This is a genomic window from Vibrio orientalis CIP 102891 = ATCC 33934 (assembly GCF_000176235.1).
Classification (GTDB): Bacteria; Pseudomonadota; Gammaproteobacteria; order Enterobacterales; family Vibrionaceae; genus Vibrio; species Vibrio orientalis.
Window position 1 is genome coordinate 2,336,523 of sequence record NZ_ACZV01000005.1, and the last position, 25,474, is coordinate 2,361,996.

General features: G+C 47.1%; 18 protein-coding genes, 3 tRNA genes and 3 rRNA genes. 10 read left to right on the top strand and 14 right to left on the bottom strand.

Annotated elements, in window-relative coordinates; genetic code table 11:
* Positions 1-139 precede the first annotated feature (139 nt).
* The 4 genes from frdA to frdD are packed head-to-tail and all read left to right on the top strand — an operon-like array spanning position 140 to position 3,496.
* Positions 140-1,957 (top strand): fumarate reductase (quinol) flavoprotein subunit, encoded by a 1,818-nt coding sequence (gene frdA, locus VIA_RS21415; protein ID WP_004415973.1) that lies wholly within the window; start codon positions 140-142, stop codon positions 1,955-1,957.
* The gene (locus VIA_RS21420; protein WP_004415975.1) at positions 1,957-2,721 is read left to right on the top strand and encodes a succinate dehydrogenase/fumarate reductase iron-sulfur subunit; all 765 of its coding nucleotides are present in this window, start codon (positions 1,957-1,959) and stop codon (positions 2,719-2,721) included. Before frdA ends, VIA_RS21420 begins: the two co-directional genes overlap by 1 nt.
* Before the next feature lies 1 nt (position 2,722).
* Positions 2,723-3,106 carry a fumarate reductase subunit FrdC gene (gene frdC / locus VIA_RS21425; RefSeq protein ID WP_004415977.1) on the top strand — a complete coding sequence of 128 codons (384 nt, stop codon included), beginning with the start codon at positions 2,723-2,725 and terminating at the stop codon, positions 3,104-3,106.
* 12 nt (positions 3,107-3,118) lie between these two features.
* The gene (frdD, locus tag VIA_RS21430; RefSeq protein WP_004415978.1) at positions 3,119-3,496 is read left to right on the top strand and encodes a fumarate reductase subunit FrdD; all 378 of its coding nucleotides are present in this window, start codon (positions 3,119-3,121) and stop codon (positions 3,494-3,496) included.
* A 48-nt stretch (positions 3,497-3,544) separates the two neighbouring features.
* On the opposite strand, the gene VIA_RS21435 is transcribed toward frdD, so the two are convergent.
* From VIA_RS21435 to priA, 6 genes are all read right to left on the bottom strand, one after another.
* Positions 3,545-5,146 (bottom strand): BCCT family transporter, encoded by a 1,602-nt coding sequence (locus VIA_RS21435; RefSeq protein ID WP_004415981.1) that lies wholly within the window; start codon positions 5,144-5,146, stop codon positions 3,545-3,547.
* A gap of 283 nt (positions 5,147-5,429) precedes the next feature.
* Positions 5,430-6,764 (bottom strand): HslU--HslV peptidase ATPase subunit, encoded by a 1,335-nt coding sequence (gene hslU, locus VIA_RS21440; RefSeq protein ID WP_004415983.1) that lies wholly within the window; start codon positions 6,762-6,764, stop codon positions 5,430-5,432.
* A gap of 51 nt (positions 6,765-6,815) precedes the next feature.
* Complete coding sequence (gene hslV / locus VIA_RS21445; RefSeq protein WP_004415984.1) at positions 6,816-7,358, bottom strand: ATP-dependent protease subunit HslV; 543 nt, start codon at positions 7,356-7,358, stop codon at positions 6,816-6,818.
* Positions 7,359-7,525: 167 nt separating this feature from the next.
* Positions 7,526-8,068, bottom strand: a complete 543-nt coding sequence (gene ftsN / locus VIA_RS21450) for a cell division protein FtsN (protein ID WP_004415985.1) — start codon at positions 8,066-8,068, stop codon at positions 7,526-7,528.
* Between the two features lie 117 nt (positions 8,069-8,185).
* Positions 8,186-9,193: a DNA-binding transcriptional regulator CytR gene (gene cytR, locus VIA_RS21455; RefSeq protein ID WP_004415987.1), complete on the bottom strand. Its 1,008-nt coding sequence runs from the start codon at positions 9,191-9,193 to the stop codon at positions 8,186-8,188.
* A 352-nt stretch (positions 9,194-9,545) separates the two neighbouring features.
* Complete coding sequence (priA, locus tag VIA_RS21460) at positions 9,546-11,747, bottom strand: primosomal protein N' (protein WP_004415988.1); 2,202 nt, start codon at positions 11,745-11,747, stop codon at positions 9,546-9,548.
* A 277-nt stretch (positions 11,748-12,024) separates the two neighbouring features.
* Between priA and rpmE the strand changes: the two genes are divergently transcribed.
* Both rpmE and VIA_RS21470 read left to right on the top strand, forming a co-directional pair.
* Positions 12,025-12,243 (top strand): 50S ribosomal protein L31, encoded by a 219-nt coding sequence (rpmE, locus tag VIA_RS21465; RefSeq protein ID WP_004415989.1) that lies wholly within the window; start codon positions 12,025-12,027, stop codon positions 12,241-12,243.
* A 256-nt stretch (positions 12,244-12,499) separates the two neighbouring features.
* Entirely contained in the window at positions 12,500-13,777 is a 1,278-nt protein-coding gene (locus tag VIA_RS21470; protein ID WP_004415990.1) for a malic enzyme-like NAD(P)-binding protein, read from the top strand.
* 108 nt (positions 13,778-13,885) lie between these two features.
* Here VIA_RS21470 and metJ read toward each other — a convergent pair whose 3' ends face one another.
* Entirely contained in the window at positions 13,886-14,206 is a 321-nt protein-coding gene (gene metJ, locus VIA_RS21475; protein ID WP_004415993.1) for a met regulon transcriptional regulator MetJ, read from the bottom strand.
* 219 nt (positions 14,207-14,425) lie between these two features.
* Here metJ and VIA_RS21480 point away from each other — a divergent pair, with 219 nt between their 5' ends.
* From VIA_RS21480 to metF, 3 genes are all read left to right on the top strand, one after another.
* The gene (locus tag VIA_RS21480; protein WP_004415995.1) at positions 14,426-15,592 is read left to right on the top strand and encodes an O-succinylhomoserine (thiol)-lyase; all 1,167 of its coding nucleotides are present in this window, start codon (positions 14,426-14,428) and stop codon (positions 15,590-15,592) included.
* Positions 15,592-18,003: a bifunctional aspartate kinase/homoserine dehydrogenase II gene (locus tag VIA_RS21485; RefSeq protein ID WP_004415997.1), complete on the top strand. Its 2,412-nt coding sequence runs from the start codon at positions 15,592-15,594 to the stop codon at positions 18,001-18,003. The genes VIA_RS21480 and VIA_RS21485 overlap by 1 nt, the downstream gene beginning before the upstream one ends.
* 219 nt (positions 18,004-18,222) lie before the next feature.
* Positions 18,223-19,113, top strand: a complete 891-nt coding sequence (metF, locus tag VIA_RS21490) for a methylenetetrahydrofolate reductase (protein ID WP_004415999.1) — start codon at positions 18,223-18,225, stop codon at positions 19,111-19,113.
* A gap of 83 nt (positions 19,114-19,196) precedes the next feature.
* On the opposite strand, the gene zapB is transcribed toward metF, so the two are convergent.
* The gene (gene zapB / locus VIA_RS21495; protein WP_004416001.1) at positions 19,197-19,439 is read right to left on the bottom strand and encodes a cell division protein ZapB; all 243 of its coding nucleotides are present in this window, start codon (positions 19,437-19,439) and stop codon (positions 19,197-19,199) included.
* 313 nt (positions 19,440-19,752) lie between these two features.
* Between zapB and glpX the strand changes: the two genes are divergently transcribed.
* The gene (glpX, locus tag VIA_RS21500) at positions 19,753-20,760 is read left to right on the top strand and encodes a class II fructose-bisphosphatase (RefSeq protein WP_004416003.1); all 1,008 of its coding nucleotides are present in this window, start codon (positions 19,753-19,755) and stop codon (positions 20,758-20,760) included.
* Between the two features lie 513 nt (positions 20,761-21,273).
* On the opposite strand, the gene VIA_RS21505 is transcribed toward glpX, so the two are convergent.
* The 6 genes from VIA_RS21505 to VIA_RS21530 all read right to left on the bottom strand — a co-directional run.
* A tRNA-Asp gene (locus tag VIA_RS21505) sits at positions 21,274-21,350 on the bottom strand.
* Between the two features lie 32 nt (positions 21,351-21,382).
* Positions 21,383-21,499, bottom strand: a 5S ribosomal RNA gene (gene rrf / locus VIA_RS21510).
* An 87-nt stretch (positions 21,500-21,586) separates the two neighbouring features.
* Positions 21,587-24,477: ribosomal RNA gene (locus tag VIA_RS21515) — 23S ribosomal RNA — on the bottom strand.
* 298 nt (positions 24,478-24,775) lie between these two features.
* Positions 24,776-24,851, bottom strand: a tRNA-Ala gene (locus VIA_RS21520).
* Positions 24,852-24,891: 40 nt separating this feature from the next.
* Positions 24,892-24,968, bottom strand: a tRNA-Ile gene (locus VIA_RS21525).
* Between the two features lie 66 nt (positions 24,969-25,034).
* Positions 25,035-25,474 (bottom strand): 16S ribosomal RNA (locus tag VIA_RS21530); the annotation flags it as partial.

Sequence of the window (25,474 nt, forward strand, 5' to 3'; positions counted from 1 at the left end):
GCACTACCGGAGCAAAAAGCTAAATGAATCAATTTTTCTGTCATTTAGCTCTTCTACACTAACCCTACCACTTTTGGGGTGTTTCCCCATTTAATTATAACAAGCGGAAGATTCCGCACTTTCACACTGGAGGATAACTGTGCAAATTATCACCACAGATATCGCAGTCATCGGCGCAGGCGGCGCTGGTCTTCGTACTGCTATTGCAGCAGCTGAAGCAAACCCTGACTTAGAAGTTGCTCTGATTTCTAAAGTTTACCCTATGCGTTCTCACACAGTCGCAGCGGAAGGTGGCTCAGCAGCAGTTATCAAGGATGAAGATAGCCTAGACAACCACTTCAACGACACTGTTGGCGGTGGCGACTGGCTATGTGAACAGGACGTTGTTGAATACTTTGTAGAAAACGCGACTCGCGAAATGATCCAAATGGAGCAATGGGGTTGCCCATGGAGTCGTAAAGAGAACGGTGAAGTCAACGTACGCCGCTTTGGCGGTATGAAAGTTGAGCGCACTTGGTTCGCAGCCGATAAAACCGGCTTCCACATGCTTCACACCCTATTCCAGACATCAATGAAGTACGACAACATCAAGCGTTTTGATGAGTACTTTGTGGTGGATCTGCTTGTGGACGAAGGTGAGGTTCAAGGCCTTATCGCGATTCACATGTCAGAAGGTGAACTGGTTACCATCAAAGCAAAATCTGTTGTACTCGCAACTGGTGGTGCAGGCCGCGTTTACCACTGTAACACTAACGGCGGTATCGTAACGGGCGACGGCATGGCGATGGCTTACCGTCACGGCGTACCTCTACGTGATATGGAGTTCGTTCAATACCACCCAACAGGTCTGCCTGGTACAGGTATCCTGATGACTGAAGGTTGTCGTGGTGAAGGCGGTATCATCGTCAATAAGAATGGCTACCGTTACCTACAAGATTACGGCATGGGCCCTGAAACTCCAGTGGGTGAGCCAAAGAACAAATACATGGAACTGGGTCCTCGTGACAAGGTTTCACAAGCTTTCTGGCACGAACAGCAGAAAGGCAACACCATCAAACACCCTCTAGGTGATGTGGTGCACCTAGACCTTCGCCACTTAGGTGAAGAGTACTTGCAAGAACGTCTACCTTTCATTTGTGAGCTAGCGAAAGCGTACGTTAACGTCGACCCAGCGAAAGAGCCGATTCCAATTCGTCCAACGGTGCACTACACCATGGGTGGCATTGAAACTAACGGCGAATGTGAGACGCGCATTAAAGGTCTATTCGCAGTCGGTGAATGTGCTTCTGTTGGTCTTCACGGTGCAAACCGTCTTGGCTCTAACTCACTGGCTGAGTTTGTAGTATTCGGTCGCGTTGCGGGTGAGCAAGCGGTGAAACGTGCAGCAGAATTCAAAGGCTGGAACGAAGAATCGATCGCCGCTCAAGTGAAAGCGGTTGAAGAGCGCATCGCTGCTCTGATGAACCAAGAAGGTGACGAAAACTGGGCTGATATCCGTACTGAAATGGGTCACACCATGGAAGCGGGTTGTGGTATCTACCGTCAAGAAGACTTGATGCAAGAGACCATCAACAAAATTACTGAACTGAAAGCTCGTTACAAAAACATCAGCATCAAAGACAAAGGCAAAGTGTTCAACACTGACCTACTTTACGCTATCGAAGTGGGCTACGGCCTAGAAGTTGCTGAAGCAATGGTTCACTCTGCGATTCTACGTAAAGAGTCTCGTGGTGCGCACCAACGTCTTGATGACAACTGCACTGAGCGTGATGATGTGAACTTCCTCAAACACTCTCTGGCCTTCTTCAAAGAAGATGCGGCTCCAAGTATCGACTACAGCAACGTGAAGATTACTAAATCTCAACCAAAAGCTCGTCTATACGGTGAAGCAGCAGAAAAAGCGGCAGCAGAAGAAGCAGCTAAGGCAGCAGAGAAGAAAGCAGAGGAGCAAGCATAATGTCAGCGAATCGCATCCAAAAAGTAGAGATTCTGCGTTACGATCCAGAGCAAGACGCAGAACCGCACTTTCAAACTTTTGAAGTGCCGTTTGATGAAACCATGTCAACGCTTGATGCGCTTGGCTACATCAAAGACAACCTAGACAAAGATCTCTCTTACCGTTGGTCTTGTCGTATGGCGATCTGTGGTTCTTGCGGCATCATGGTGAATGGCGTACCTAAGCTAGCTTGTAAGAGCTTCCTACGTGATTACCCAAATGGCGTCAAGATCGAGCCACTAGCAAACTTCCCAATTGAGAAAGACTTAATCGTTGATATGACGCCGTTCATCGAGCGCCTAGAAGCGATCAAACCTTACATCATTGGTAACGACCGCAAGCCTGAAGATGGTACTAACCTACAAACACCTGAGCAAATGGCGAAGTACAAGCAATTTGCTGGTTGTATCAACTGTGGTCTTTGCTACGCAGCGTGTCCTCAATTTGGCCTAAACCCTGAGTTCATCGGTCCTGCAGCATTAACGCTTGCGCATCGTTACAACCTAGATAGCCGTGACAACGGTAAATCTGAGCGTATGGCGCTAATTAATGGTGAAAACGGCGCCTGGGGCTGTACTTTTGTTGGTTACTGTTCAGACGTATGTCCGAAGAACGTAGACCCAGCGGCAGCGGTAAACCAAGGCAAAGTTGAGTCATCTATGGACTTTGTGATTTCAATGTTCAAGCCTGATGGCACCCCAACAAAAACAGCAGAGGAGGCGTAAGATGAGCAACCGTAAACCTTACGTTCGTGAAGTAAAGCGTACTTGGTGGAAGAACCATCCGTTTTACCGCTTCTACATGCTACGTGAAGCAACTGTACTGCCATTGATTCTTTTTACTATTTTCCTAACTTTCGGTTTGGGCTCTTTAGTGAAAGGTCCTGAAGCTTGGCAAGGCTGGCTGGAGTTTATGGCCAACCCGTTAGTCGTAGCGATCAACATTGTTGCCCTACTTGGTAGCCTACTTCATGCTCAGACTTTCTTTAGCATGATGCCGCAAGTGATGCCAATTCGCTTAAAAGGCAAGCCAGTGGATAAGAAGATCATTGTGCTCACTCAGTGGGCAGCAGTGGCATTTATTTCACTAATCGTCTTAGTCGTGGTTTAAGGAGCGTAAACGATGAAACCTAATTACTCTGTAGATACAGCTCCTAAACGTTCTGATGAGCCAATCTGGTGGGGCCTATTTGGCGCTGGTGGTACTTGGTTTGCAATGATCACGCCGATTACTGTGCTTGTACTAGGTATCTTAGTACCACTTGGTGTGATTGATGCAGAAGCTTTGAGCTATGAGCGTGTGGCAGGCTTCGCGACTAGCATTATTGGCGCACTGTTCATCATTGGCACACTCGCGCTACCGATGTGGCATGCGATGCACCGTGTTCACCACGGCATGCACGACCTTAAGTTCCACACCGGTCTAATTGGCAAAGTAGCGTGTTACGCATTTGCAGGTTTGATTACAGCGTTGGCAGTTATCTTCATTTTCATGATTTAAGCCACTCGTTGCTGATATAAAAATCCCTCGCCATGGCGAGGGATTTTTTTATTTCAGTAAGCTTTGTTGCTTCGCCATTTGATGAGCAAACTTGGGCGCCGCCCACAATGAAGGCAAAATAATGAATGACGCGGGAACGGCGGTGATGACGATGAAAGATTGCAAAGCAGAAATGCCGCCCTCTCCCATTGAGATTAACACAATCGCAATTGCCCCCATCACGATGCCCCAGAAGGTACGAATCAGCGCGTTTGGTTGGCTATCACCTGTCATCACCATACTAATGGTGTAGGTCATTGAGTCACCTGTAGTGACAATAAACGTGGTGGTCAAAATCAGAAACAGAACCGCCAGTAACAGCGAAAATGGCAACTGCTGAGTAATCGCTAATAACGCCCCCGGCAGATTGAAACCTTCAAAGCCTGCCTTGATACTGCCTGGGTTGGCCAGTTCAAATGCCAGACCACTGCCACCGACAATACTAAACCAGAAACAGGTTATAAGCGGTGCAACGATACTGATGGCTAAGATAAGTTGGCGAATAGTTCGACCTCGTGAGATACGAGCAATAAAGATCGCCATCATCGGTGCGTAACCAATAAACCATCCCCAAAAGAACACGGTCCACCAGCTGAGCCAATTAGTATCGCCGCGATATAAGGCCATTGGCACGAAATTATCAATCATTCGCCCCATACCTTGGATATAACCATCGACGATAAAACTCGTTGGTCCGGCAATCAAAATAAACACCACCAACACCAACGATAGAATGATGTTATAGCGGCTGATAAGTTGCATTCCTTTACTCAGGCCACTCAGCGCCGATAAGGTGTAGGCCGCCATTGCCAGTAGGACGACCAAAGTTTGCGTCATCAGCCCATCAGGAATGCCAAATAATGCATTAACGGCATAGCTGATTTGCAAACCTAGGAAACCGATCGGCCCAATGGTGCCTGCTGCCACGGCGATAATACTCAACGCATCGACCGTATTACCAAACCAACCGTGCAGCGCGCGTTCGCCAAATACCGGATAAAGCAAAGTGCGCGGTTTAAGTGGTAAGCCTTTATCGTAATGAAGGTGCATCAAGACAATCGAAGATAATGACCCCAAGATCGCCCAAGCTAAGAATCCCCAGTGCATAAAAGATTGAGAGAGTGCATTGATCGCCATCTCGCGAGCTTCATCTTGGCCATAGAATGGCGGCGGTGCGACAAAGTGAGCGATAGGCTCTGCAGCAGCCCAGAATACTCCGCCACCAGCAAGCAAGGTACACAGCAAGATTGAAAGCCACTTGAACGTGCCCACTTCCGGTTGCTCTAAACCACCTAAACGCACATATCCGGTCTGGCCTAATGTTAGGAATAAACCAATAACGAAGTTAGCAAGAATCAACAACTGCCAATAGCCGCCAAAAAATTGAGTCGCGTAACCAAAGCCACTGTTGACTAAATCGGTCAATAACTGGGTATCAAACAATGCCAGCAGCACAAAGATGGTAAGGAAGCTTCCGCTGATCCACAGAACAGGGTTAGATAGCTCTAGCTGGGAACGTATGTTTGCTTTGTTGGGTAGATGGAGTGAAGTTGTCGAGTTATCGACATTAGAAATGCAGGGGTCTCCTGCCGCCAAACTGGCTCTAGACATTAGAGTCTCGCTTTTGCTGGCCCGATAATTCGGGTTAGGCGTGTTTCCCTCCCATTACAAAAATAATGTGAGGACGATCATAAAAGCGCGCCATCATACAGAGAAAAAAGCTAATTGCACACCACATTCTCGATGTTTTTATATACAGATAGCAATGATATAAAACAAAACACTAATCATCCTTACTTTAGTGAAGCAAAATAACATTTAATAAAACAACAACTTACCTCAATACTATAAAAAAGCCCGCTCATTTGAGCGGGCTTTATATTTACATTGAGTACTAAAGAATAAAGCGGCTTAAATCTTCATCTTCAATCGTATCACCAAGTTTCGCTTTCACGTATTCAGCGTCAATCGTTAACTTAGAACCCGCTTTATCTGTTGCTTCGAATGAGATCTCATCCATTAAGCGTTCCATAACAGTATGCAGACGACGCGCACCGATGTTTTCAGTGGTTTCATTCACTGTCCACGCCGCTTCAGCGATTTGAGTGATACCTTCTTCGGTAAACTCAATATCCACTTCTTCCGTCTTCATAAGCGCAATGTACTGCTCAGTAAGAGACGCTTTTGGCTCAGTCAGGATGCGTTTAAAGTCATGGCTTGAAAGAGCTTCAAGTTCCACTCGAATTGGCAGACGACCTTGCAGTTCAGGGATCAGGTCAGATGGCTTTGCTACTTGGAAAGCGCCTGAGGCAACAAATAGGATATGATCTGTTTTAACCATACCGTGCTTAGTTGACACTGTGCTACCTTCAATCAAAGGCAGTAAGTCACGTTGGACACCTTCACGTGATACGTCAGGGCCAGAGCTTTCACCACGCTTACAGATTTTGTCGATCTCATCGATAAACACGATACCATTGTTTTCAACGTTGAAAATCGCCTGCTCTTTTAGCTCTTCTTGATTAACTAGCTTAGCGGCTTCTTCTTCGGTTAACGCTTTAAACGCATCTTTGATTTTTAGCTTTCGCTTCTTCTTGGTGTCGCCAGCTAGGTTTTGGAACATACCTTGTAGCTGGTTAGTCATCTCTTCCATACCAGGAGGAGCCATGATTTCGACACCCATTTGCGGCGCAGCGACATCGATTTCAATCTCTTTATCGTCTAGCTTACCTTCACGTAACTTCTTACGGAAAACCTGACGCGTGTTCGATGAGCTTTCATCTTGCTGCTCATTTTGCCCCCAAGCATCACGTGCTGGAGGCAATAATGCATCAAGAATACGCTCTTCTGCTTGTTCTTCAGCGCGGAACTTCACTTTTTCCATCGCTTGCTGGTGCGTCAACTTAATTGCGACATCCGTTAGGTCACGGATGATGGTTTCTACTTCCTTACCAACGTAACCCACCTCGGTAAACTTGGTCGCTTCTACTTTGATGAAAGGCGCATTAGCCAGTTTAGCTAGACGACGAGCAATTTCGGTTTTACCCACACCCGTTGGACCAATCATTAGAATGTTCTTTGGCGTCACTTCGACACGCAAGCTTTCTTCAAGCTGCATACGGCGCCAGCGGTTACGTAGCGCGATCGCTACCGAGCGCTTAGCATTTTCTTGGCCAATGATATGGCGGTTAAGCTCATGAACAATTTCGCGAGGAGTCATTTCAGACATAATTCAATTCCTTAAATTCGATTTGCACTATCTTTGCTTTTAAGCCGTTACTTACTCTGCTTGAGCAGCCGGAATTTCTAGTTCTTCGATAGTGTGGTGATGGTTGGTAAACACACAGATATCACCCGCAATGGTCAGTGATTTTTCTGCGATTTCACGCGCATCCAATTCTGTATTTTCAAGTAGTGCCGTCGCTGCTGCTTGGGCAAAGTTACCCCCCGAGCCGATCGCAATAAGATCGTTTTCAGGCTGAACCACATCGCCATTACCGGTAATGATCAAAGATGCGGTTTCATCGGCAACGGCCAGCAAAGCTTCCAGTTTGCGCAGGGCGCGGTCACTACGCCAGTCTTTCGCTAGCTCTACCGCCGCTTTGGTTAGGTGGCCTTGGTGCATTTGTAGCTTGCTTTCAAACTTCTCAAACAGTGTAAAAGCATCGGCTGTACCACCAGCAAAGCCCGCTAGAACTTTGTTGTTGTAGAGGCGACGCACTTTGCGCGCATTGCCCTTCATTACTGTGTTACCCAGAGATACTTGTCCATCACCAGCGATGACGACTTTGTTGTTACGACGTACAGATACAATGGTAGTCACGAGTAGGGCCTCATAGTTATTTTAATCTCAGTGTTAAGAAGTATATGAGGTTGCAAGATGGGGAATTCAAGGGGAAAGAAGGAGGTGGAATGACAACGGATAAACAGTCAATAAAAACAAAAGCGAACCCTTAGGCTCGCTTTCTATTATTGTTTCGGTTGTAAGTATTACTGCGTCTCTTTCCAAATCGCACAAGGCTCGATTTTAGCACGCTGCAATTTATGCTTATCTCGCTCAGCATCACGCTTGAACTTGTAAGGCCCTAGTACTACGCGATACCAACTGCTGCCTTCTTTCTTACGGACCTGACTGTTAATGCCCTGGAAGGCAATATCCAGCTTACGAGCTTCTGCTTGTTGGGCGTTTTTGTACGCACCACACTGCATGATGTATGGAATGTCCGATACAACTTGCTCTTTCGCCTTCACTTCAACTTCACGGCTCGGCAAACTATCGACATAATCCCACTTCTCTTCAGGGGGCGGTGGCAATTTCGCTTGAGGTTTCGGCTTAGGTTTAACCGGTTGTGCTACCGGCGCTGGTGGCTCGGGATCCGTACTCAGAAGGTATAAACCATAGCCAAAAATACTTACAAGTAGCACAGCAAGCAGACCACTACGCCAAGGTTTACGACGAGGAGCACTCTTCTTTTTTGCTGGCTTGCGGCTATTACCGCCACGGCCTCTTTTTACGTAATCTCTATTTGCCACGACTAAACATCAATAAAGTTGGTTACTACTTCCGATATGTTAATCCAGATTGTCGCTGGATGACAGCGTAGATATGGAAGCGGCGCATCAAAATGCGCCGCTTTAAAACATCTAAGATTACAGAACTCTAGGTGGCGCGGCACTCTCTCTGACGACCAACTTAGTCTCAAGTAAACGCGAACCCGCACGTACGTCATGACCACGTAGGAGCTCAAGCATCATCAACATTGCTTGACGGCCAATTTCATAGCGTGGTTGTGAAATCGTCGTTAACGGTGGATCACAGTATTGAGCAAAGTGGATGTCATCAAAGCCAACCACTGAAAGATCCTGAGGAACGCGTAAACCAAGCTTCTTCGCTTCTTGAATCGCACCAATTGCCATCGCATCGTTATGACAGAACACTGCGGTTGGTGGCTCAGGTAACGCAAGCAGTTGACGAATCGCTTTTGCACCAGCTTCAAAGGTAAAATCACCATAAGTACAATAACTGGTCGTCATGGTGATGCCCGCACGGCGCAATGCTTGTTGGTAGCCTTGGTGACGGAACTGACATAATGTCGCTGATTCAGGGCCCGAGATCTGCGCCACACGCTTGTGGCCCATCTGGGTTAAGTAATTAACCGCTTCAAATGCCGATGTGAGGTTATCGATGTGCACCGTTGGTAGCTCTAGCTCAGGTGCAAACTCACAAGCCATCACCATAGGTGGGAGATTCTTCTGCTCAGGTTTACTGACATCAAAAGGAAGATCAGTACCTAGCAGTAGCATGCCATCCGCTTGCTTAGTAAATACTAAGTTCACAAATGAGCTTTCGCGTTTCTTTTGTTGCCCACTATCGCCCAGGAGAACAATGTAGCCATGTTCCATAGCAGCATCTTCGATGCCACGAATAATCTCGGTATAGTATGGGTCACAGATATCTGGAATGATTGCGATAATTGTTTTCGACTCATTGCGGCGCAAGTTACGCGCAAGTGAGTTTGGTGAATAACCAGCTTCTAAAACCGCATCTTCGACTCTTTTCCGTGTTGCTGAAGATACCTTTTCTGGATTCATTAGCGCACGTGAAACCGTCGCTGTTGAAACTCCCGCAAGCTGGGCAACATCCTTCATTGTCGCCATATTTTCTTAACCCTCTTCATTTCCTAACTTAGCAGCCTAGTGGCCACCTAAACCTAATGAATTGCATCTAGTCGTCCAGTGAACGACTTGACGTGACGTAGGCTAAAACACCTATCTTCTGTATTTAATTGCAACGCAAACGTTTTACTTACCAACTATCGTTGAAAAACAAACTATTTGCACATGACCTAGTGTATTCATTTCAAAGAGTAAAGTTACGGGAGATTTAACAAAACAGGCAGCTGGTAAGAGATCTTAATCACAAATAAATGAAAAAAAACTGCATATACATTTATCAAAAGCCAAAGGAGAGCTGTTTCGGCGCCCCTCCTTGCAACTTAGGCTGACTTGATCAACTGAGATCTTGTGGCTCGATGTCGAGTGTCCAACGCACTTTTTTTGCGTGCGGGAGCATTTGAATAACCGGCTTGGCACTTGAGAGTAACTTTTGCATCGTTGGACGACTTTGGGTCTGGAGCAATAACTGCCAGCGGTACTTGCCTGCCCTTTTCGCCAGCGGTGCCGGGGTTGGACCTAGCACCTGACAAAAATCATCAAACAACGGATGGGCTTCCAAGGTATGGCGAACTTGGCGTAAAAACTCTTCCACCATTTCCGATTGATTCGCTTCAGCTCTGAACAGGGTTAAAAAGCTGTACGGCGGTAATTGTGCCAACTTCCTCTCTTGTAAGGCGGTGTCTGCGAAGTGGCGATAACTCTTAGTCAATAAAGCCTGTAATAAACTGTGCTCCGGATGGTGAGTTTGTAATACCACCTCGCCCGGCTTACTCGCACGGCCCGCTCGACCCGCTACCTGAATAAAGAGCTGGGCTAAACGTTCAGAGGCGCGAAAATCACTGCTGTAGAGTGAGCCATCAACATCAAGAAGTGCCACCAAGGTCACGTCCGGAAAGTGGTGGCCTTTGGCAAGCATCTGCGTACCAATCAATATCTGGTATTCACCGTTACGAATTGCCCCTAATGCACTCTCTAAGCTACCTTTACGGCGCGTGCTATCACGGTCAATACGAATGGTTTTAAATTCAGGGAACAGCTCCGCCAACTGTTTTTCTAGCTGCTCGGTCCCAACACCAACCGTCACCAAATGCGTTGAACCACAACCTTGGCACTGGTGAATGATCGGCTGCTGAGAACCACAATGATGACAGCGAATCTCATTGCTGGATTGATGGTAAGTGTAATAGGCATCACAGCGTTTACACTCGGCAATCCAACCACATTCATGGCACATCAAAGCGGGTGAGAAACCTCGACGATTGAGGAATAGCATCACTTGATTACCCGCTTTAAGATGCTTGCGCATTTCGGCAATCAAGGGAGCAGATAGGCCACTTTCAAGATATAGGCCTTTCACATCGAGCACTTTATTGGTGGTCGGGGTCGCACTCCCCGCACGCGAAGAGAGCACTAAATGATGATACTTACCCGCTAACGCATTGTGCAGCGTCTCTAACGCTGGTGTTGCCGACCCCAATACTATTGGGATCTGCTCTTTATTCGCTCGCATCACTGCCACATCACGCGCATGGTAACGTAAGCTGTCTTGCTGCTTATACGAGGCGTCATGCTCTTCATCGACGATAATGATGCCAAGGTTCGCAAAAGGGGTCAGCAGCGCAGAGCGAGTACCAATCACAATACCACTGGCATTATCACGGGCACTAAGCCAAGCATTGAGACGCTCGGTATCATTCAGCCCGGAGTGGATCACCTCAACAGGCACATCAAAGCGTTTTCTGAAGCGGTTAATGGTTTGTGGCGTTAAACCGATTTCAGGCACAAGAACCAAGGCTTGCTGCCCTTTTTCCAAAATCGGTTTAATTAAGTTCAAGTACACCTCGGTTTTACCCGATCCAGTGACCCCCTCAAGCAGGTAACAGCCGAACCCTTCCCCACTGTTAACCGTCGCAATCGCTATCGCTTGTTCTGAGTTGAGCTTAGGCTTGTCAACATTAGCTTCAACGTGTTGACGCCAATCTCGAATAACTGGTTTAGTTTCAACCGATTCAATCCAACCTTTTTCACTGAGTGACTTCAGCACCGAAGAGGAAACCTCTTCATCAATAAACCGTTGATGAGGTAGCGCGCCCGCTTCAAGCATGTGCATCACCTTAGCTTGCTTAACCGCACGACCAAACCCCTGCATTAACTGATCACGTCCTGCTGAGGTCAGTTGCCACTCCACTAGCGTGGCGAAGTCCGCCGCTTTGCCTTTACGCAGTGCACTTGGCATCGCATTGAGTAGAGTGTCACCTAATGGATATTGATAGAACTGGCTGCACCATAACAGTAAAGAGTAAAGCTTTTCAGGCCATACAGGTTGGCTATCGAGAACTTGCTTGATCGGTTTGAGCTTATCAAGACTGAACTCAGATTCATTGGCAAACGCCGTGACAACACCCACTAACGTCTGGCGACCAAAAGGCACAGAAACACGGCCACCGATGATAGGAAATAGGTGACTAGGAATCTGGTAATCAAACTGTTTGTCGAGTGGTACGGGTAGCGCAACTCGGGCTATCAAAGGTCGCATTGTTTGATAAAAAGCTCGTTGGAAGGAATCGGTAATTAGTCTAAGGGAAAAGCCTTGCAGTGGAAAGAGAGGCTGAATAGTCAGCCAAAAACAATAATGGCTAAAAAAGTAGCAAGTTTCTCTTCAAACTGGTTGATCCTAGCTCACGTATTCATTACTATATCGCGCCTTAGGATATGGCTCGCCTTAGTGTAGCGGTATCTAAGTTATTTTTTTCACTACGTGTGGTGTCCGGCTTAGATTCGGATAGCGACACGGCCTAATTTGAGGTTATCCCATGAAAACTGGTATCCACCCAGAATACAAAGCTGTTAAAGCAACTTGTTCTTGTGGCAACTCTTTTGAGTTCAACTCAACTCTAGCTAAAGAGTCTATCCACCTAGACGTATGTGACAAATGTCACCCATTCTACACTGGTAAGCAACGTATCGTAGATACAGGCGGCCGTGTTGATCGCTTTAACAAGCGTTTCGGTGCTCTTTCAAGCAAGAAGTAATTTCTTCGACTTGATTGAAAAAAAGGACGCTCAGGCGTCCTTTTTTGTTATCTGCCACCAGCCAAATTGCCATTTCTCAGAGTAATCTATTACTAAATTTTAGGTTCGCTAGCCATATCTCTATTCATCTGGTCTTATCTCCAGTCATTTACCGCATTTTATTGCTTTAGCTCGCATTCTGACCTATGCAGCTTGACTTAGTTACTCTAAAATGGATTTCCCCATTATTTATAATTATTAACGAGTACCTACACCCATGTCAGACGACAATCGCCAAGAATTATCCCCAGAAGAACAATTCCGCCAACAAGCACTGGACTATCATGCTTACCCTACTCCAGGCAAAATCGCTGTCGCACTAACGACTCCAGCTGAAACAGCAAAAGATCTTGCACTAGCATACAGCCCTGGCGTGGCAGAACCTGTACGTGAAATCGCGCAAAACGCCGATAACGTTTACAAGTACACTTCGAAAGGAAATATGGTTGCGGTTATCTCGAACGGCACTGCAATTCTTGGCTTAGGTAACTTAGGTCCTCTAGCGTCAAAACCGGTAATGGAAGGTAAATCACTTCTGTTCAAACGTTTTGCAGGTCTAGACTCGATTGATATTGAAGTAAAACACCGCACGATTGAAGAGTTTGTTGATACCGTGGCAAACATCGCCGACACCTTTGGCGGTATTAACCTTGAAGACATCAAAGCACCTGATTGTTTTGAAATTGAAAAGCAGCTGATTGAACGTTGTGATGTACCTGTGTTCCACGATGATCAACACGGTACCGCCATTGTAACGGCTGCAGGTATGCTTAATGCGATTGAGCTGCAAGGTAAAAAACTAGAAGAAGCGACAATTGTGTGTCTGGGTGCTGGCGCCGCTGCTGTCGCGTGTATGGAGCTACTGATCAAATGTGGCGCAATGCGCGAAAAGATCTATATGCTTGACCGTAAGGGTGTAATTCATACTCGCCGTGACGATCTCAACGAATACAAACAACTATTCGCCAACAATACAGACAAGCGCACACTAGAAGATGTGATTGAAGGGGCGGATCTGTTCTTGGGTGTATCTGGTCCTAACCTATTGTCACCAGAAGCACTAAAGCTGATGGCAGACAAACCAGTGGTATTTGCGTGTTCGAACCCAGATCCAGAGATCAAGCCAGAGCTCGCTTACGAGGTACGTGACGATCTGATTATGGGTACTGGTCGCAGTGACTACCCTAACCAGGTAAACAACGTGTTATGTTTCCCATTTATCTTCCGTGGCGCTTTAGACGTTCGCGCAAGTGAAATTAACGATGAAATGAAGCTGGCCGCCGTTGATGCGATTCGTCAGTTAGCAAAAGAAGAAGTGCCTGCAGAAGTACTGATTGCAGCAGGTGTTGATGCGCTTTCATTCGGCCCGGGTTACATCATTCCAAAACCAATGGATTCTCGCTTACTACCTCGCGTAGCCAAAGCGGTAGCTCAAGCTGCTGTTGACTCAGGTGTTGCTCGTATAGAAATGCCAGAAAACTACATGGCAAACTAATCAGTTTAAATCACAAACAATAAAAAACCGCTCTCCAATGGAGAGCGGTTTTTTTGTATCTATTCAGTATTGGCTCACAGCGAAAAACTAAGGTGCTTGTGGTTTTTATTATTCTTCGTCAAACGCTTCAAATTCAATACCCATCTCTGTCATTAGTTTTTTCACTTCTGCAGGAATATCGTCTGGGCGATCTTTACGTAAGTCTTCATCCGTCGGCAATGGTTGGCCTGTATAAGCATGGAGAAATGCTTCACACAATAGCTCGCTATTGGTTGCGTGGCGGAGGTTATTAATCTGACGACGCGTACGCTCATCAGTCAATACCTTCAATACTTTCAATGGAATAGAAACGGTAATCTTCTTTACTTGTTCGCTTTTCTTTCCATGTTCAGCATATGGGCTTATATATTCGCCATTCCAATCTGCCATTGCGCACCTTTTGTAAATATTTATGTTTGAAATTAGAAAGCGCAATTTTAGCGGGATTTATGGCCATAAGCAAAGACATATAGACGTCTAGAAGTATTGACGGCCACAAAAATGACAAGTAAAGTGAACAGATATGGGATTGGAATAACATATATCTAACAACCAACAGGTATAGCGTATTCCCTACTAGAAGTCACTAAAGTTCGAAAGGAAACACTTATGAGCACCCGCAAACCAGCCACAATCGCGGTACGTACTGGTATCGAGTCTGACACTCAGCATCACGCAGTTGTTCCACCAATCTACCTATCGACCAACTATGGCTTCCCTGCATTTGGCGAAGTACCAAAGTACGACTATACCCGCTCAGGGAACCCTAACCGTGGTTTGCTTGAAACGGCTCTGTTCGAGTTAGAATCCGGTAAAGGCGCTGTCGTCACTAACTGTGGTACCTCAGCACTTAATCTTTGGGTATCCGCCTTCCTAGGCCCAGACGACCTTATCGTGGCACCACATGACTGTTACGGCGGTACTTACCGTCTATTCAACACTCGCGCTAATAAAGGTGATTTTAAAGTCGAGTTTGTTGATCAGTCCGATCAGCAAGCATTGGCAGCCGCTATCGCCAAAAAGCCCAAATTAATTCTACTAGAAACACCATCAAACCCACTTGTGCGCGTGGTCGACATTGCAGAGGTGTGTGAACAGGCTAAGCAAGTCGGCGCTCTTGTCGCTGTCGACAATACCTTTTTGACACCTGTGTTCCAAAAGCCTTTAGAGCTTGGGGCTGACTTTGTTATTCACTCAACAACGAAATATATCAACGGCCATTCAGACGTTATTGGCGGCGTTGTGATCACCAAAACAGAACAGCACGCTGAAGAGCTGGCTTGGTGGGGTAACTGCATTGGCGCGACCGGCACACCGTTTGATAGCTACATGACGCTACGCGGTATTCGTACGTTAGGCGCGCGTATGAAAGTGCACGAGGAAAGCTCAAGTAAGATCTTAGACTACCTACAAACTCAAGAGTTAGTTGGTCGCATCTATCACCCTAGCTTACCGGATCACCCAGGTCACGAGATTGCCAAGAAGCAGCAGTCTGGTTTTGGCTCAATGTTAAGTTTTGAGTTTGCTGGTAGCTTTGAACAGCTGAAATACTTTGTTGGCGAGCTGGCGCTATTCTCACTCGCCGAGTCACTTGGTGGTGTAGAAAGCCTAATTTGTCACCCTGCCTCTATGACGCACCGAGCAATGGGTGAAGAAGCACTTGCCGAAGCGGGGGTATCACAACAACTGCTTCGCTTGTCAGTCGGTTTAGAGGATGCTGATGACTTAATTGAAGACCTTCAGCAAGCATTTACTAAAGCTAAGGAGGCATTCTAATGTCTATCGAGCGTCAGCTACATAAATTTGGTGGTAGCAGCTTAGCAGACCCAGAATGCTACCGTCGTGTGGTGGGGATACTCAAAGAATACTCAAAGCCTGACGACCTGATTGTGGTATCCGCCGCAGGAAAAACCACTAACCGTCTAATCGCCTTTTTAGACGCACTGAGTAAAGATGGCCGCCTTGCCCATGAAGAGCTGCAAAGCCTACGTCAATTTCAAGTAGAGTTAGTTGAAGAACTGCTAAGCGAAGAAGCACGTGAGCCACTGCTAGCAACACTACGTGATGAATTTAGTACCCTTGGCGAACTCACCTACCCGCTAACCGAAGCCGAAAAGGCAGCGGTTCTCGGTCACGGTGAAATGTGGTCATCTCGCTTACTCTCTGCACTGCTTAATCAAAACGAATTGCCAGCCGTGGCCCAAGATGCACGTGCATTTCTTCGTGCAGAAGCAGGCACTCAACCAGAAGTTGAATTTGGCACTTCTTACCCATTGATTAAAGAAGTTCTCGCACAGCATTCTCATCATCGTATCGTCATTACTGGCTTTATGGCTCAAGACAGCCAAGGCCATACCGTACTGCTTGGCCGTAACGGCTCTGATTACTCGGCAACGGTTATCGGCGCATTAGCGGAAACAAGCCGAGTAACGATTTGGAGCGATGTCGCGGGCGTTTACAGTGCTGACCCACGTTTAGTCTCTGACGCTTGTCTGCTGCCCCTACTGCGTTTAGATGAAGCCAGTGAGCTGGCCCGCCTTGCGGCTCCAGTTTTACACAGTCGTACATTACAACCAGTGGCGCAAAGCACCATGGATCTGCACCTACGTTGCAGCTACCAGCCAGAATCTGGTTCAACCCGTATTGAACGTGTGTTGGCATCTGGCCGCGGAGCCAAAATCATTTCTTCACTTGATGAAGTACTCCTAATCGAGCTTAACTTTGCCTCTGGTCATGACTTCCAACGCGTCGAAAATGAGGTACTAACCAGCCTTAAGCGCGCACAGCTTGAGCCTCTCACTTATGAGTCTCAGCCCGACCAGCAATGTCTGCGTTTAGCCTATACCGCAGAGATCGCAGGTGGTGCACTAGAATATTTACAAGATGCCGCAATTGAAGCCGAGATCAAGCTCAAAGAAGGCTACTCAATGGTCGCTGCCGTTGGCGCAGGCGTAACAACCAATGCCAATCATTGCTACGGTTTCTATCAGCAGCTAAAGAATGCACCAATTGAGTTTATCTCCGAATCATTATCTCGCTTAAGCTTAGTGGCGGTGCTGCGTACTACGGATACGAATCCTCTAGTTAAATCAATTCATAGCCAACTGTTCCAAGCGCAAAAGCGGGTTGCCATCGCTCTGTGTGGCAAAGGTAATATTGGCTCTAGCTGGATCAACCTGTTTATCGAGCAAAAAAATGAGCTTGAGAAGCGCCACGGCATGAATTTCGAACTGGTCGCGGTTGTCGATAGCCAAACCTATTGGTTCGATGATAAAGGCATTGATGCCAGCAAAGTGTCGGCGCATTTTGATGAAGAGTCGATGAGTCACGAGGGGAGTAATTGGATCGAACGGTTAGGTGCGATACAAGGCTATGATGACGTTGTTGTTCTGGATGTGACCGCAAGCCAAATTCTAGCGGGCCGCTACCTTGAAATTGCCGAGCAAGGTATGCACTTAATATCGGCCAACAAAGTCGCAGGATCAGCTTCAAGTGAGTACTACCATCAAGTACAAGATGCATTTGCGAAAATCAACCGTCACTGGTTATACAATGCTACTGTTGGTGCTGGACTACCAATCAACCATACCGTGCGTGATCTGCGCGAAAGTGGTGATGACATTATCGCACTTTCAGGCATCTTCTCAGGAACACTCTCATGGCTATTCCAGCAATATGACGGCACGATTCCATTTGCAGAGTTGGTCGACTTAGCATGGCAACAAGGCCTGACTGAACCAGATCCACGCAGTGACCTAGATGGGTCGGACGTAATGCGTAAGCTGGTAATATTAGCGCGTGAATCTGGCCTATCGTTAGAACCTGAATCGGTCAAAGTAGAAAGCTTAGTTCCTGCAGAGCTTGCCGATGTATCTTTAGATGAGTTCTTAGATAAAAGCCAAATACTAAGCGAGCTACTCGCAGAGCGCCTAGAAAAGGCTCAGCGCGATGATAAGGTCCTAAGGTATGTCGCACGTTTAGAAAAGAATGGAACAGCTACAGTCGGCGTAGAGGCGCTAAATAAAGAGCACGCATTAGCCAATCTCTTACCATGTGACAACATCTTCGCGATAGAGAGTAAGTGGTACAAAGATAACCCATTGGTCATTCGTGGCCCTGGTGCTGGCAGAGAAGTCACCGCAGGGGCAATTCAGTCGGATCTCAATCTCCTTTCTAGCTTACTTTAAGCAAAATAGGCGCAGTCATCACTGCGCCTAATACTCTTCCTCTCTCATCATGAATCGATTTCAACTCAACTTGAACTTCACTCATAATTAACTTGAGAAAAATTCATAATCGTACGGTTGACATTAAATCGTATTCAATACATTCTGTAGACATATAGACGTCTAAACGTCGATTTGGATTTTTGAGTTTTTGGCACTGATGGCCACAGGGAGAGTAAGATGGGATACACACACGCCAGTCATATTGACGCTTTAAATCAGAATATCGCTGAACTGTCTGACAATATCAATGTGTCATTTGAGTTTTTTCCACCAAGCAGTGAAAAAATGGAAGAGACTCTATGGAATTCAGTACACCGCTTAAAAACTCTCAAACCTAAATTTGTTTCTGTTACTTACGGCGCAAATTCAGGTGAGCGCGACAGAACTCATTCAATCATCAAAGAAATCAAAGATCAAACAGGTCTAGTAGCAGCACCGCACCTAACCTGTATTGACGCTTCACGCGAAGAGCTTATCCAGATTGCTGACGATTACTGGGCAAATGGCATCCAAAGCATTGTGGCTCTGCGTGGTGATATTCCACCGGGTGGCGGCGCGCCTGAAATGTATGCATCTGACCTAGTGACACTATTGAAAGAACGCCATGATTTTGATATTTCCGTTGCGGCTTTCCCAGAAGTCCACCCTGAAGCAAAGAGTGCTCAAGCAGACCTGCTAAACCTAAAACGTAAAGTGGACGCTGGTGCTAACCGCGCCATCACTCAATTCTTCTTCGATGTTGAAAGCTACCTACGCTTCCGTGACCGCAGTGTTGCTGCAGGCATCGATGTAGAAATCGTCCCGGGCATCCTACCTGTTTCGAACTTTAAGCAAGCGTCACGTTTCGCTGCAATGAACAATGTAAAAGTACCTGGCTGGATGGCGCAACAATTTGAAGGGCTGGATGATGATCCAACGACCCGCCAGCTAGTGGGTGCTAGCCAAGCAATCGATATGGTAAGAACACTAAGCCGTGAAGGAGTCAAAGACTTCCACTTCTATACTCTAAACCGCGCAGAGATGACTTACGCATTATGTCATACACTGGGGGTTCGCCCTCAAGGCTAAGCTAAGCCTCAAAAAATCCCACTCAAAACAAAAAGGCCGAACATTACGTTCGGCCTTTTCGATCTACTCAAGTAAAGTATCAATTACTCTACTTCATCCATTTTACCTAGTAGGTTACGGATGCGCTCTTGCCATGCAGTGTGCTCTTGTTGCATCTGTTGAGCTTTCTGCTCTAGCTCTTGACGGTTTTCGCGTAGTTCGTTCGCTTCAGTTGCTAGCTTTTCTTTTTCTTCTTTAAGCTCTTCAACTTCCATCTGTAGAAGGGCAATAGTATCTACTGCAGTTTGGATTTTAGTTTCTAGTTGTTCTAGTACTTCAAAAGACATCTTAGCCTACCTATATTTATTCGGATAAGGGTTTTGACCACTGATGTAGCAAAACCTATTTTGTTCCATTCTACTCAGCCGAGAGCTGATAAACACTCCCTATATTTGATATTTTGCACCATTCGGTCAAAAAAACAGCGCAAATTGACAATCACCTTACATCTAGGGAGCTGGTTAATCTCAATGACCAATTTAACCCACTAGATTGATGCAGTTCAATGGTCGTTCAATTAAAAAAGCAAACGTTTCCTTCTTGATATGCTAAAATTCTGCCGTTTTTTATTTTTCTCTTTCCTTGAATTTTGGAGTCATCATGAAACGCGATTTAGCAATGGCATTTTCTCGAGTTACCGAAGGCGCAGCACTAGCTGGTTACAAATGGCTTGGTCGAGGCGACAAAAATGCAGCTGATGGTGCAGCAGTAGAAGTCATGCGTACCTTACTCAACAAAACAGAGATCAGCGGAGAGATCGTAATTGGTGAAGGTGAGATCGATGATGCTCCAATGCTCTACATCGGTGAGCAAGTCGGTGTAGGTGGTGACGAAGTCGACATTGCAGTAGACCCAATTGAAGGAACGCGCATGACAGCAATGGGTCAATCAAATGCTCTTGCTGTGCTGGCTGCAGGCGAGAAAGGCAGTTTCCTTAAAGCACCAGACATGTACATGGAAAAGTTGGTAGTAGGTCCAGGTGCAAAAGGCTGCATCGACCTGAATAAGCCGCTAAAAGAAAACTTAGAGAACATCGCTAAGGCACTAAACAAAACACTAGATACCTTGGTTGTTATTACCCTAGCTAAGCCTCGTCACGATGAAGTGATTGCACAGATGCAAGCAATGGGCGTAAGAGTGTTCGCCGTACCTGATGGCGATGTCGCCGCTTCTATCCTAACTTGTATGCCGGACAGTGAAGTCGATGCAATGTACTGCATCGGTGGCGCTCCTGAAGGTGTAGTCTCTGCGGCAGTTATTCGCGCACTAGATGGCGATATGCATGGTCAACTACTTCCGCGCCATGAAGTAAAAGGTGACAGCGAAGAAAACCGTATCTATGGCGCTGCTGAGTTGAAACGCTGTGAAGAGATGGGCGTAAAAGCTAATGTTGTTCTAACGATGGAAGATATGGCGCGCAGTGATAACGTTGTTTTCTCAGCGACCGGTATTACAAAAGGTGATCTACTTGAAGGCATCACTCGTCAAGGCAATATCGCAACTACCGAAACACTGCTCATCCGTGGTCGCTGCCGTACGATTCGTCGTATTAAGTCAATTCACTACTTAGAGCGTAAAGATCCTGAAGTAAGAGATATTATCCTTTAATAGGGCAACCACTAGCATTAACAGAAGGTCAGCATGAGCTGGCCTTTTTTGTTGTCGAGAAACGAGAAATTATTAGAGGTTAGCACTTAGTGTCAACCTACTTTGTTTCGATGAGTTAGACAGCTATGCTCACTAGTGAGGCGTCAACAGTAGAGAGTTCGCTTGAAGTAAGTCGAAAAATCAATGAGATCCCCTACTCACTCCTTCGTCGTTCTATGGAATGACAATGTGTCAGTCAAAGACCGAAGGAAGGCAATTTCTCAGCTCCAAGAAGCGCTATAGAGAGCTAGCACTATTCCTTACCTCTTAAACGCAAAAAGCCCGTTGCGTCAGCAACGGGCTTCTAAAATATGCATTCATAAACGACGAAAGCCTAGTCGTAAGACTAGGCTTTCTAAATAAGTGGCAGATGGCTGGGCTTGCAGGCAAGCGGGACTCGTTGGTCACAGACCAAATTAACCCTATACAGACGAAAAAGCCCTAGCATTTCTGCTAGGGCTTTGTCTGAATAAGTGGCGGAGCGGACGGGACTCGAACCCGCGACCCCCGGCGTGACAGGCCGGTATTCTAACCAACTGAACTACCGCTCCGCACTGGTTAGACTCTAGAGTCTAAATTTAAAGCCTGGCGATGTCCTACTCTCACATGGGGAAACCCCACACTACCATCGGCGCTAATTCGTTTCACTTCTGAGTTCGGCATGGAAATCAGGTGGGTCCAAATCGCTATGGTCGCCAAGCAAATTCTTAAAATTCGGAAAGCTGTTTAAGTTCTTAACACATTCAATATTCTTGTATTGAGTCCATCAAAACCCTTTGGGTGTTGTATGGTTAAGCCTCACGGGCAATTAGTACAGGTTAGCTCAATGCCTCGCAGCACTTACACACCCTGCCTATCAACGTTCTAGTCTCGAACAACCCTTTAGGACCCTCAAGGGGTCAGGGAAGACTCATCTCAGGGCTCGCTTCCCGCTTAGATGCTTTCAGCGGTTATCGATTCCGAACTTAGCTACCGGGCAATGCGTCTGGCGACACAACCCGAACACCAGAGGTTCGTCCACTCCGGTCCTCTCGTACTAGGAGCAGCCCCCTTCAATCTTCCAACGCCCACGGCAGATAGGGACCGAACTGTCTCACGACGTTCTAAACCCAGCTCGCGTACCACTTTAAATGGCGAACAGCCATACCCTTGGGACCGACTTCAGCCCCAGGATGTGATGAGCCGACATCGAGGTGCCAAACACCGCCGTCGATATGAACTCTTGGGCGGTATCAGCCTGTTATCCCCGGAGTACCTTTTATCCGTTGAGCGATGGCCCTTCCATACAGAACCACCGGATCACTATGACCTGCTTTCGCACCTGCTCGAATTGTCATTCTCGCAGTCAAGCGGGCTTATGCCATTGCACTAACCACACGATGTCCAACCGTGTTTAGCCCACCTTCGTGCTCCTCCGTTACTCTTTGGGAGGAGACCGCCCCAGTCAAACTACCCACCAGGCACTGTCCACAACCCCGATTCAGGGGTCAATGTTAGAACATCAACACTACAAGGGTGGTATTTCAAGGACGGCTCCAACGATACTGGCGTACCGTCTTCAAAGCCTCCCACCTATCCTACACATGTAGGGTCAATGTTCAGTGCCAAGCTGTAGTAAAGGTTCACGGGGTCTTTCCGTCTAGCCGCGGGTACACTGCATCTTCACAGCGATTTCAATTTCACTGAGTCTCGGGTGGAGACAGCGTGGCCATCATTACGCCATTCGTGCAGGTCGGAACTTACCCGACAAGGAATTTCGCTACCTTAGGACCGTTATAGTTACGGCCGCCGTTTACCGGGGCTTCGATCAAGAGCTTCGACCGAAGTCTAACCCCATCAATTAACCTTCCGGCACCGGGCAGGCGTCACACCGTATACGTCATCTTACGATTTTGCACAGTGCTGTGTTTTTAATAAACAGTTGCAGCCACCTGGTATCTGCGACTCTCGTTAGCTCCATCCGCAAGGGACTTCACCGACAAGAGCGTACCTTCTCCCGAAGTTACGGTACCATTTTGCCTAGTTCCTTCACCCGAGTTCTCTCAAGCGCCTTGGTATTCTCTACCCGACCACCTGTGTCGGTTTGGGGTACGATTCCTTATAATCTGAAGCTTAGAGGCTTTTCCTGGAAGCATGGCATCAATGACTTCACACCCGTAGGTGCTCGACGTCGTGTCTCAGCCTTAGAAAGAGCCGGATTTACCTAACTCTTAAGCCTACGCACTTGAACCTGGACAACCGTCGCCAGGCCCACCTAGCCTTCTCCGTCCCCCCATCGCAATTATAAGAAGTACGGGAATATTAACCCGTTTCCCATCGACTACGCCTTTCGGCCTCGCCTTAGGGGTCGACTTACCCTGCCCCGATTAACGTTGGACAGGAACCCTTGGTCTTCCGGCGAGGGGGTTTTTCACCCCCTTTATCGTTACTCATGTCAGCATTCGCACTTCTGATACCTCCAGCAAGCTTTACAACTCACCTTCAACGGCTTACAGAACGCTCCCCTACCCAATGTAGTAAACTACATTGCCGCAGCTTCGGTTTATTACTTAGCCCCGTTACATCTTCCGCGCAGGCCGACTCGACTAGTGAGCTATTACGCTTTCTTTAAATGATGGCTGCTTCTAAGCCAACATCCTAGCTGTCTAAGCCTTCCCACATCGTTTCCCACTTAGTAATAATTTGGGACCTTAGCTGGCGGTCTGGGTTGTTTCCCTCTCCACGACGGACGTTAGCACCCGCCGTGTGTCTCCCGGATAGTACTTACTGGTATTCGGAGTTTGCAAAGGGTTGGTAAGTCGGGATGACCCCCTAGCCTTAACAGTGCTCTACCCCCAGTAGTATTCGTCCGAGGCTCTACCTAAATAGATTTCGGGGAGAACCAGCTATCTCCAGGTTTGATTGGCCTTTCACCCCTAGCCACAAGTCATCCGCTAATTTTTCAACATTAGTCGGTTCGGTCCTCCAGTTGATGTTACTCAACCTTCAACCTGCCCATGGCTAGATCACCTGGTTTCGGGTCTATATCCAGCAACTCGACGCCCAGTTAAGACTCGATTTCTCTACGGCTCCCCTAGATGGTTAACCTTGCTACTGAATATAAGTCGCTGACCCATTATACAAAAGGTACGCAGTCACACCACGAAGGTGCTCCTACTGCTTGTACGTACACGGTTTCAGGTTCTATTTCACTCCCCTCACAGGGGTTCTTTTCGCCTTTCCCTCACGGTACTGGTTCACTATCGGTCAGTCAGTAGTATTTAGCCTTGGAGGATGGTCCCCCCATATTCAGACAGGATATCACGTGTCCCGCCCTACTCGATTTCACTGAATGTGCGTTGTCGACTACGGGGCTATCACCCTGTATCGCCGGACTTTCCAGACCGTTCGTCTAACGCATATAAAGCTTAAGGGCTAGTCCAATTTCGCTCGCCGCTACTTTCGGAATCTCGGTTGATTTCTTTTCCTCGGGGTACTTAGATGTTTCAGTTCCCCCGGTTCGCCTCATTAACCTATGTATTCAGTTAATGATACATGCTTATGCACGTGGGTTTCCCCATTCGGAAATCCCAGACTCAAGTGGTTTTTACTACCTAATCTGGGCTTATCGCAAGTTAATACGTCCTTCATCGCCTCTGACTGCCAAGGCATCCACCGTGTACGCTTAGTCACTTAACCATACAACCCCAAAGAGTTTCGCGAAGCGAATCTTGAGGATGTTGTTAAACAACCAAAGTTGTCTGCATTTTTATACATGTGCAGACTCGATTTTGCCGGACTCAATTTTGAATAGTCACTAAAAGTGACATTCCCAAGAACACTTGAATGTGTTGTATTGGTGTTTGTCTTAAAGACAAACATTGAGAACTTTACAATCAACAAATAAATTGTTGATTTGTCAGCTTTCCAAATTGTTAAAGAGCTAGATTTCTAATGAAACCATTTTTAAAGATTCTTTTTCAAGAACACTTAAAGATGGTGGAGCTATGCGGGATCGAACCGCAGACCTCCTGCGTGCAAGGCAGGCGCTCTCCCAGCTGAGCTATAGCCCCATCAGGTGTTGATACTGTGTGCCAATCTCACAAGGGAAATTGGTGGGTCTGAGTGGACTTGAACCACCGACCTCTCGCTTATCAGGCGAACGCTCTAACCACCTGAGCTACAGACCCAGTATCGTCTCTTAAACTACATAAACCATCAATCTGTGTGGACACTCATCGTGAGTAATCATCGTATAAGGAGGTGATCCAGCCCCAGGTTCCCCTAGGGCTACCTTGTTACGACTTCACCCCAGTCATGAACCACAAAGTGGTAAGCGTTCTCCCGAAGGTTAAACTACCTACTTCTTTTGCAGCCCACTCCCATGGTGTGACGGGCGGTGTGTACAAGGCCCGGGAACGTATTCACCGTGGCATTCTGATCCACGATTACTAGCGATTCCGACTTCATGGAGTCGAGTTGCAGACTCCAATCCGGACTACGACGCACTTTTTGGGATTCGCTCACTCTCGCAAGTTGGCTGCCCTCTGTATGCGCCATTGTAGCACGTGTGTAGCCCTACTCGTAAGGGCCATGATGACTTGACGTCGTCCCCACCTTCCTCCGGTTTATCACCGGCAGTCTCCCTGGAGTTCCCGACATTACTCGCTGGCAAACAAGGATAAGGGTTGCGCTC

Bases quoted from the DNA above. Each gene is read 5' to 3' on its own strand.
- VIA_RS21420 (WP_004415975.1), top strand. From the start codon at position 1,957: ATGTCAGCGAATCGCATCCAAAAAGTAGAGATTCTGCGTTACGATCCA.
- frdC (WP_004415977.1), top strand. From the start codon at position 2,723: ATGAGCAACCGTAAACCTTACGTTCGTGAAGTAAAGCGTACTTGGTGG.
- frdD (WP_004415978.1), top strand. From the start codon at position 3,119: ATGAAACCTAATTACTCTGTAGATACAGCTCCTAAACGTTCTGATGAG.
- VIA_RS21435 (WP_004415981.1), bottom strand. From the start codon at position 5,146: ATGTCTAGAGCCAGTTTGGCGGCAGGAGACCCCTGCATTTCTAATGTC.
- hslU (WP_004415983.1), bottom strand. From the start codon at position 6,764: ATGTCTGAAATGACTCCTCGCGAAATTGTTCATGAGCTTAACCGCCAT.
- cytR (WP_004415987.1), bottom strand. From the start codon at position 9,193: ATGGCGACAATGAAGGATGTTGCCCAGCTTGCGGGAGTTTCAACAGCG.
- priA (WP_004415988.1), bottom strand. From the start codon at position 11,747: ATGCGACCTTTGATAGCCCGAGTTGCGCTACCCGTACCACTCGACAAA.
- rpmE (WP_004415989.1), top strand. From the start codon at position 12,025: ATGAAAACTGGTATCCACCCAGAATACAAAGCTGTTAAAGCAACTTGT.
- VIA_RS21470 (WP_004415990.1), top strand. From the start codon at position 12,500: ATGTCAGACGACAATCGCCAAGAATTATCCCCAGAAGAACAATTCCGC.
- metJ (WP_004415993.1), bottom strand. From the start codon at position 14,206: ATGGCAGATTGGAATGGCGAATATATAAGCCCATATGCTGAACATGGA.
- VIA_RS21480 (WP_004415995.1), top strand. From the start codon at position 14,426: ATGAGCACCCGCAAACCAGCCACAATCGCGGTACGTACTGGTATCGAG.
- VIA_RS21485 (WP_004415997.1), top strand. From the start codon at position 15,592: ATGTCTATCGAGCGTCAGCTACATAAATTTGGTGGTAGCAGCTTAGCA.
- metF (WP_004415999.1), top strand. From the start codon at position 18,223: ATGGGATACACACACGCCAGTCATATTGACGCTTTAAATCAGAATATC.
- zapB (WP_004416001.1), bottom strand. From the start codon at position 19,439: ATGTCTTTTGAAGTACTAGAACAACTAGAAACTAAAATCCAAACTGCA.
- glpX (WP_004416003.1), top strand. From the start codon at position 19,753: ATGAAACGCGATTTAGCAATGGCATTTTCTCGAGTTACCGAAGGCGCA.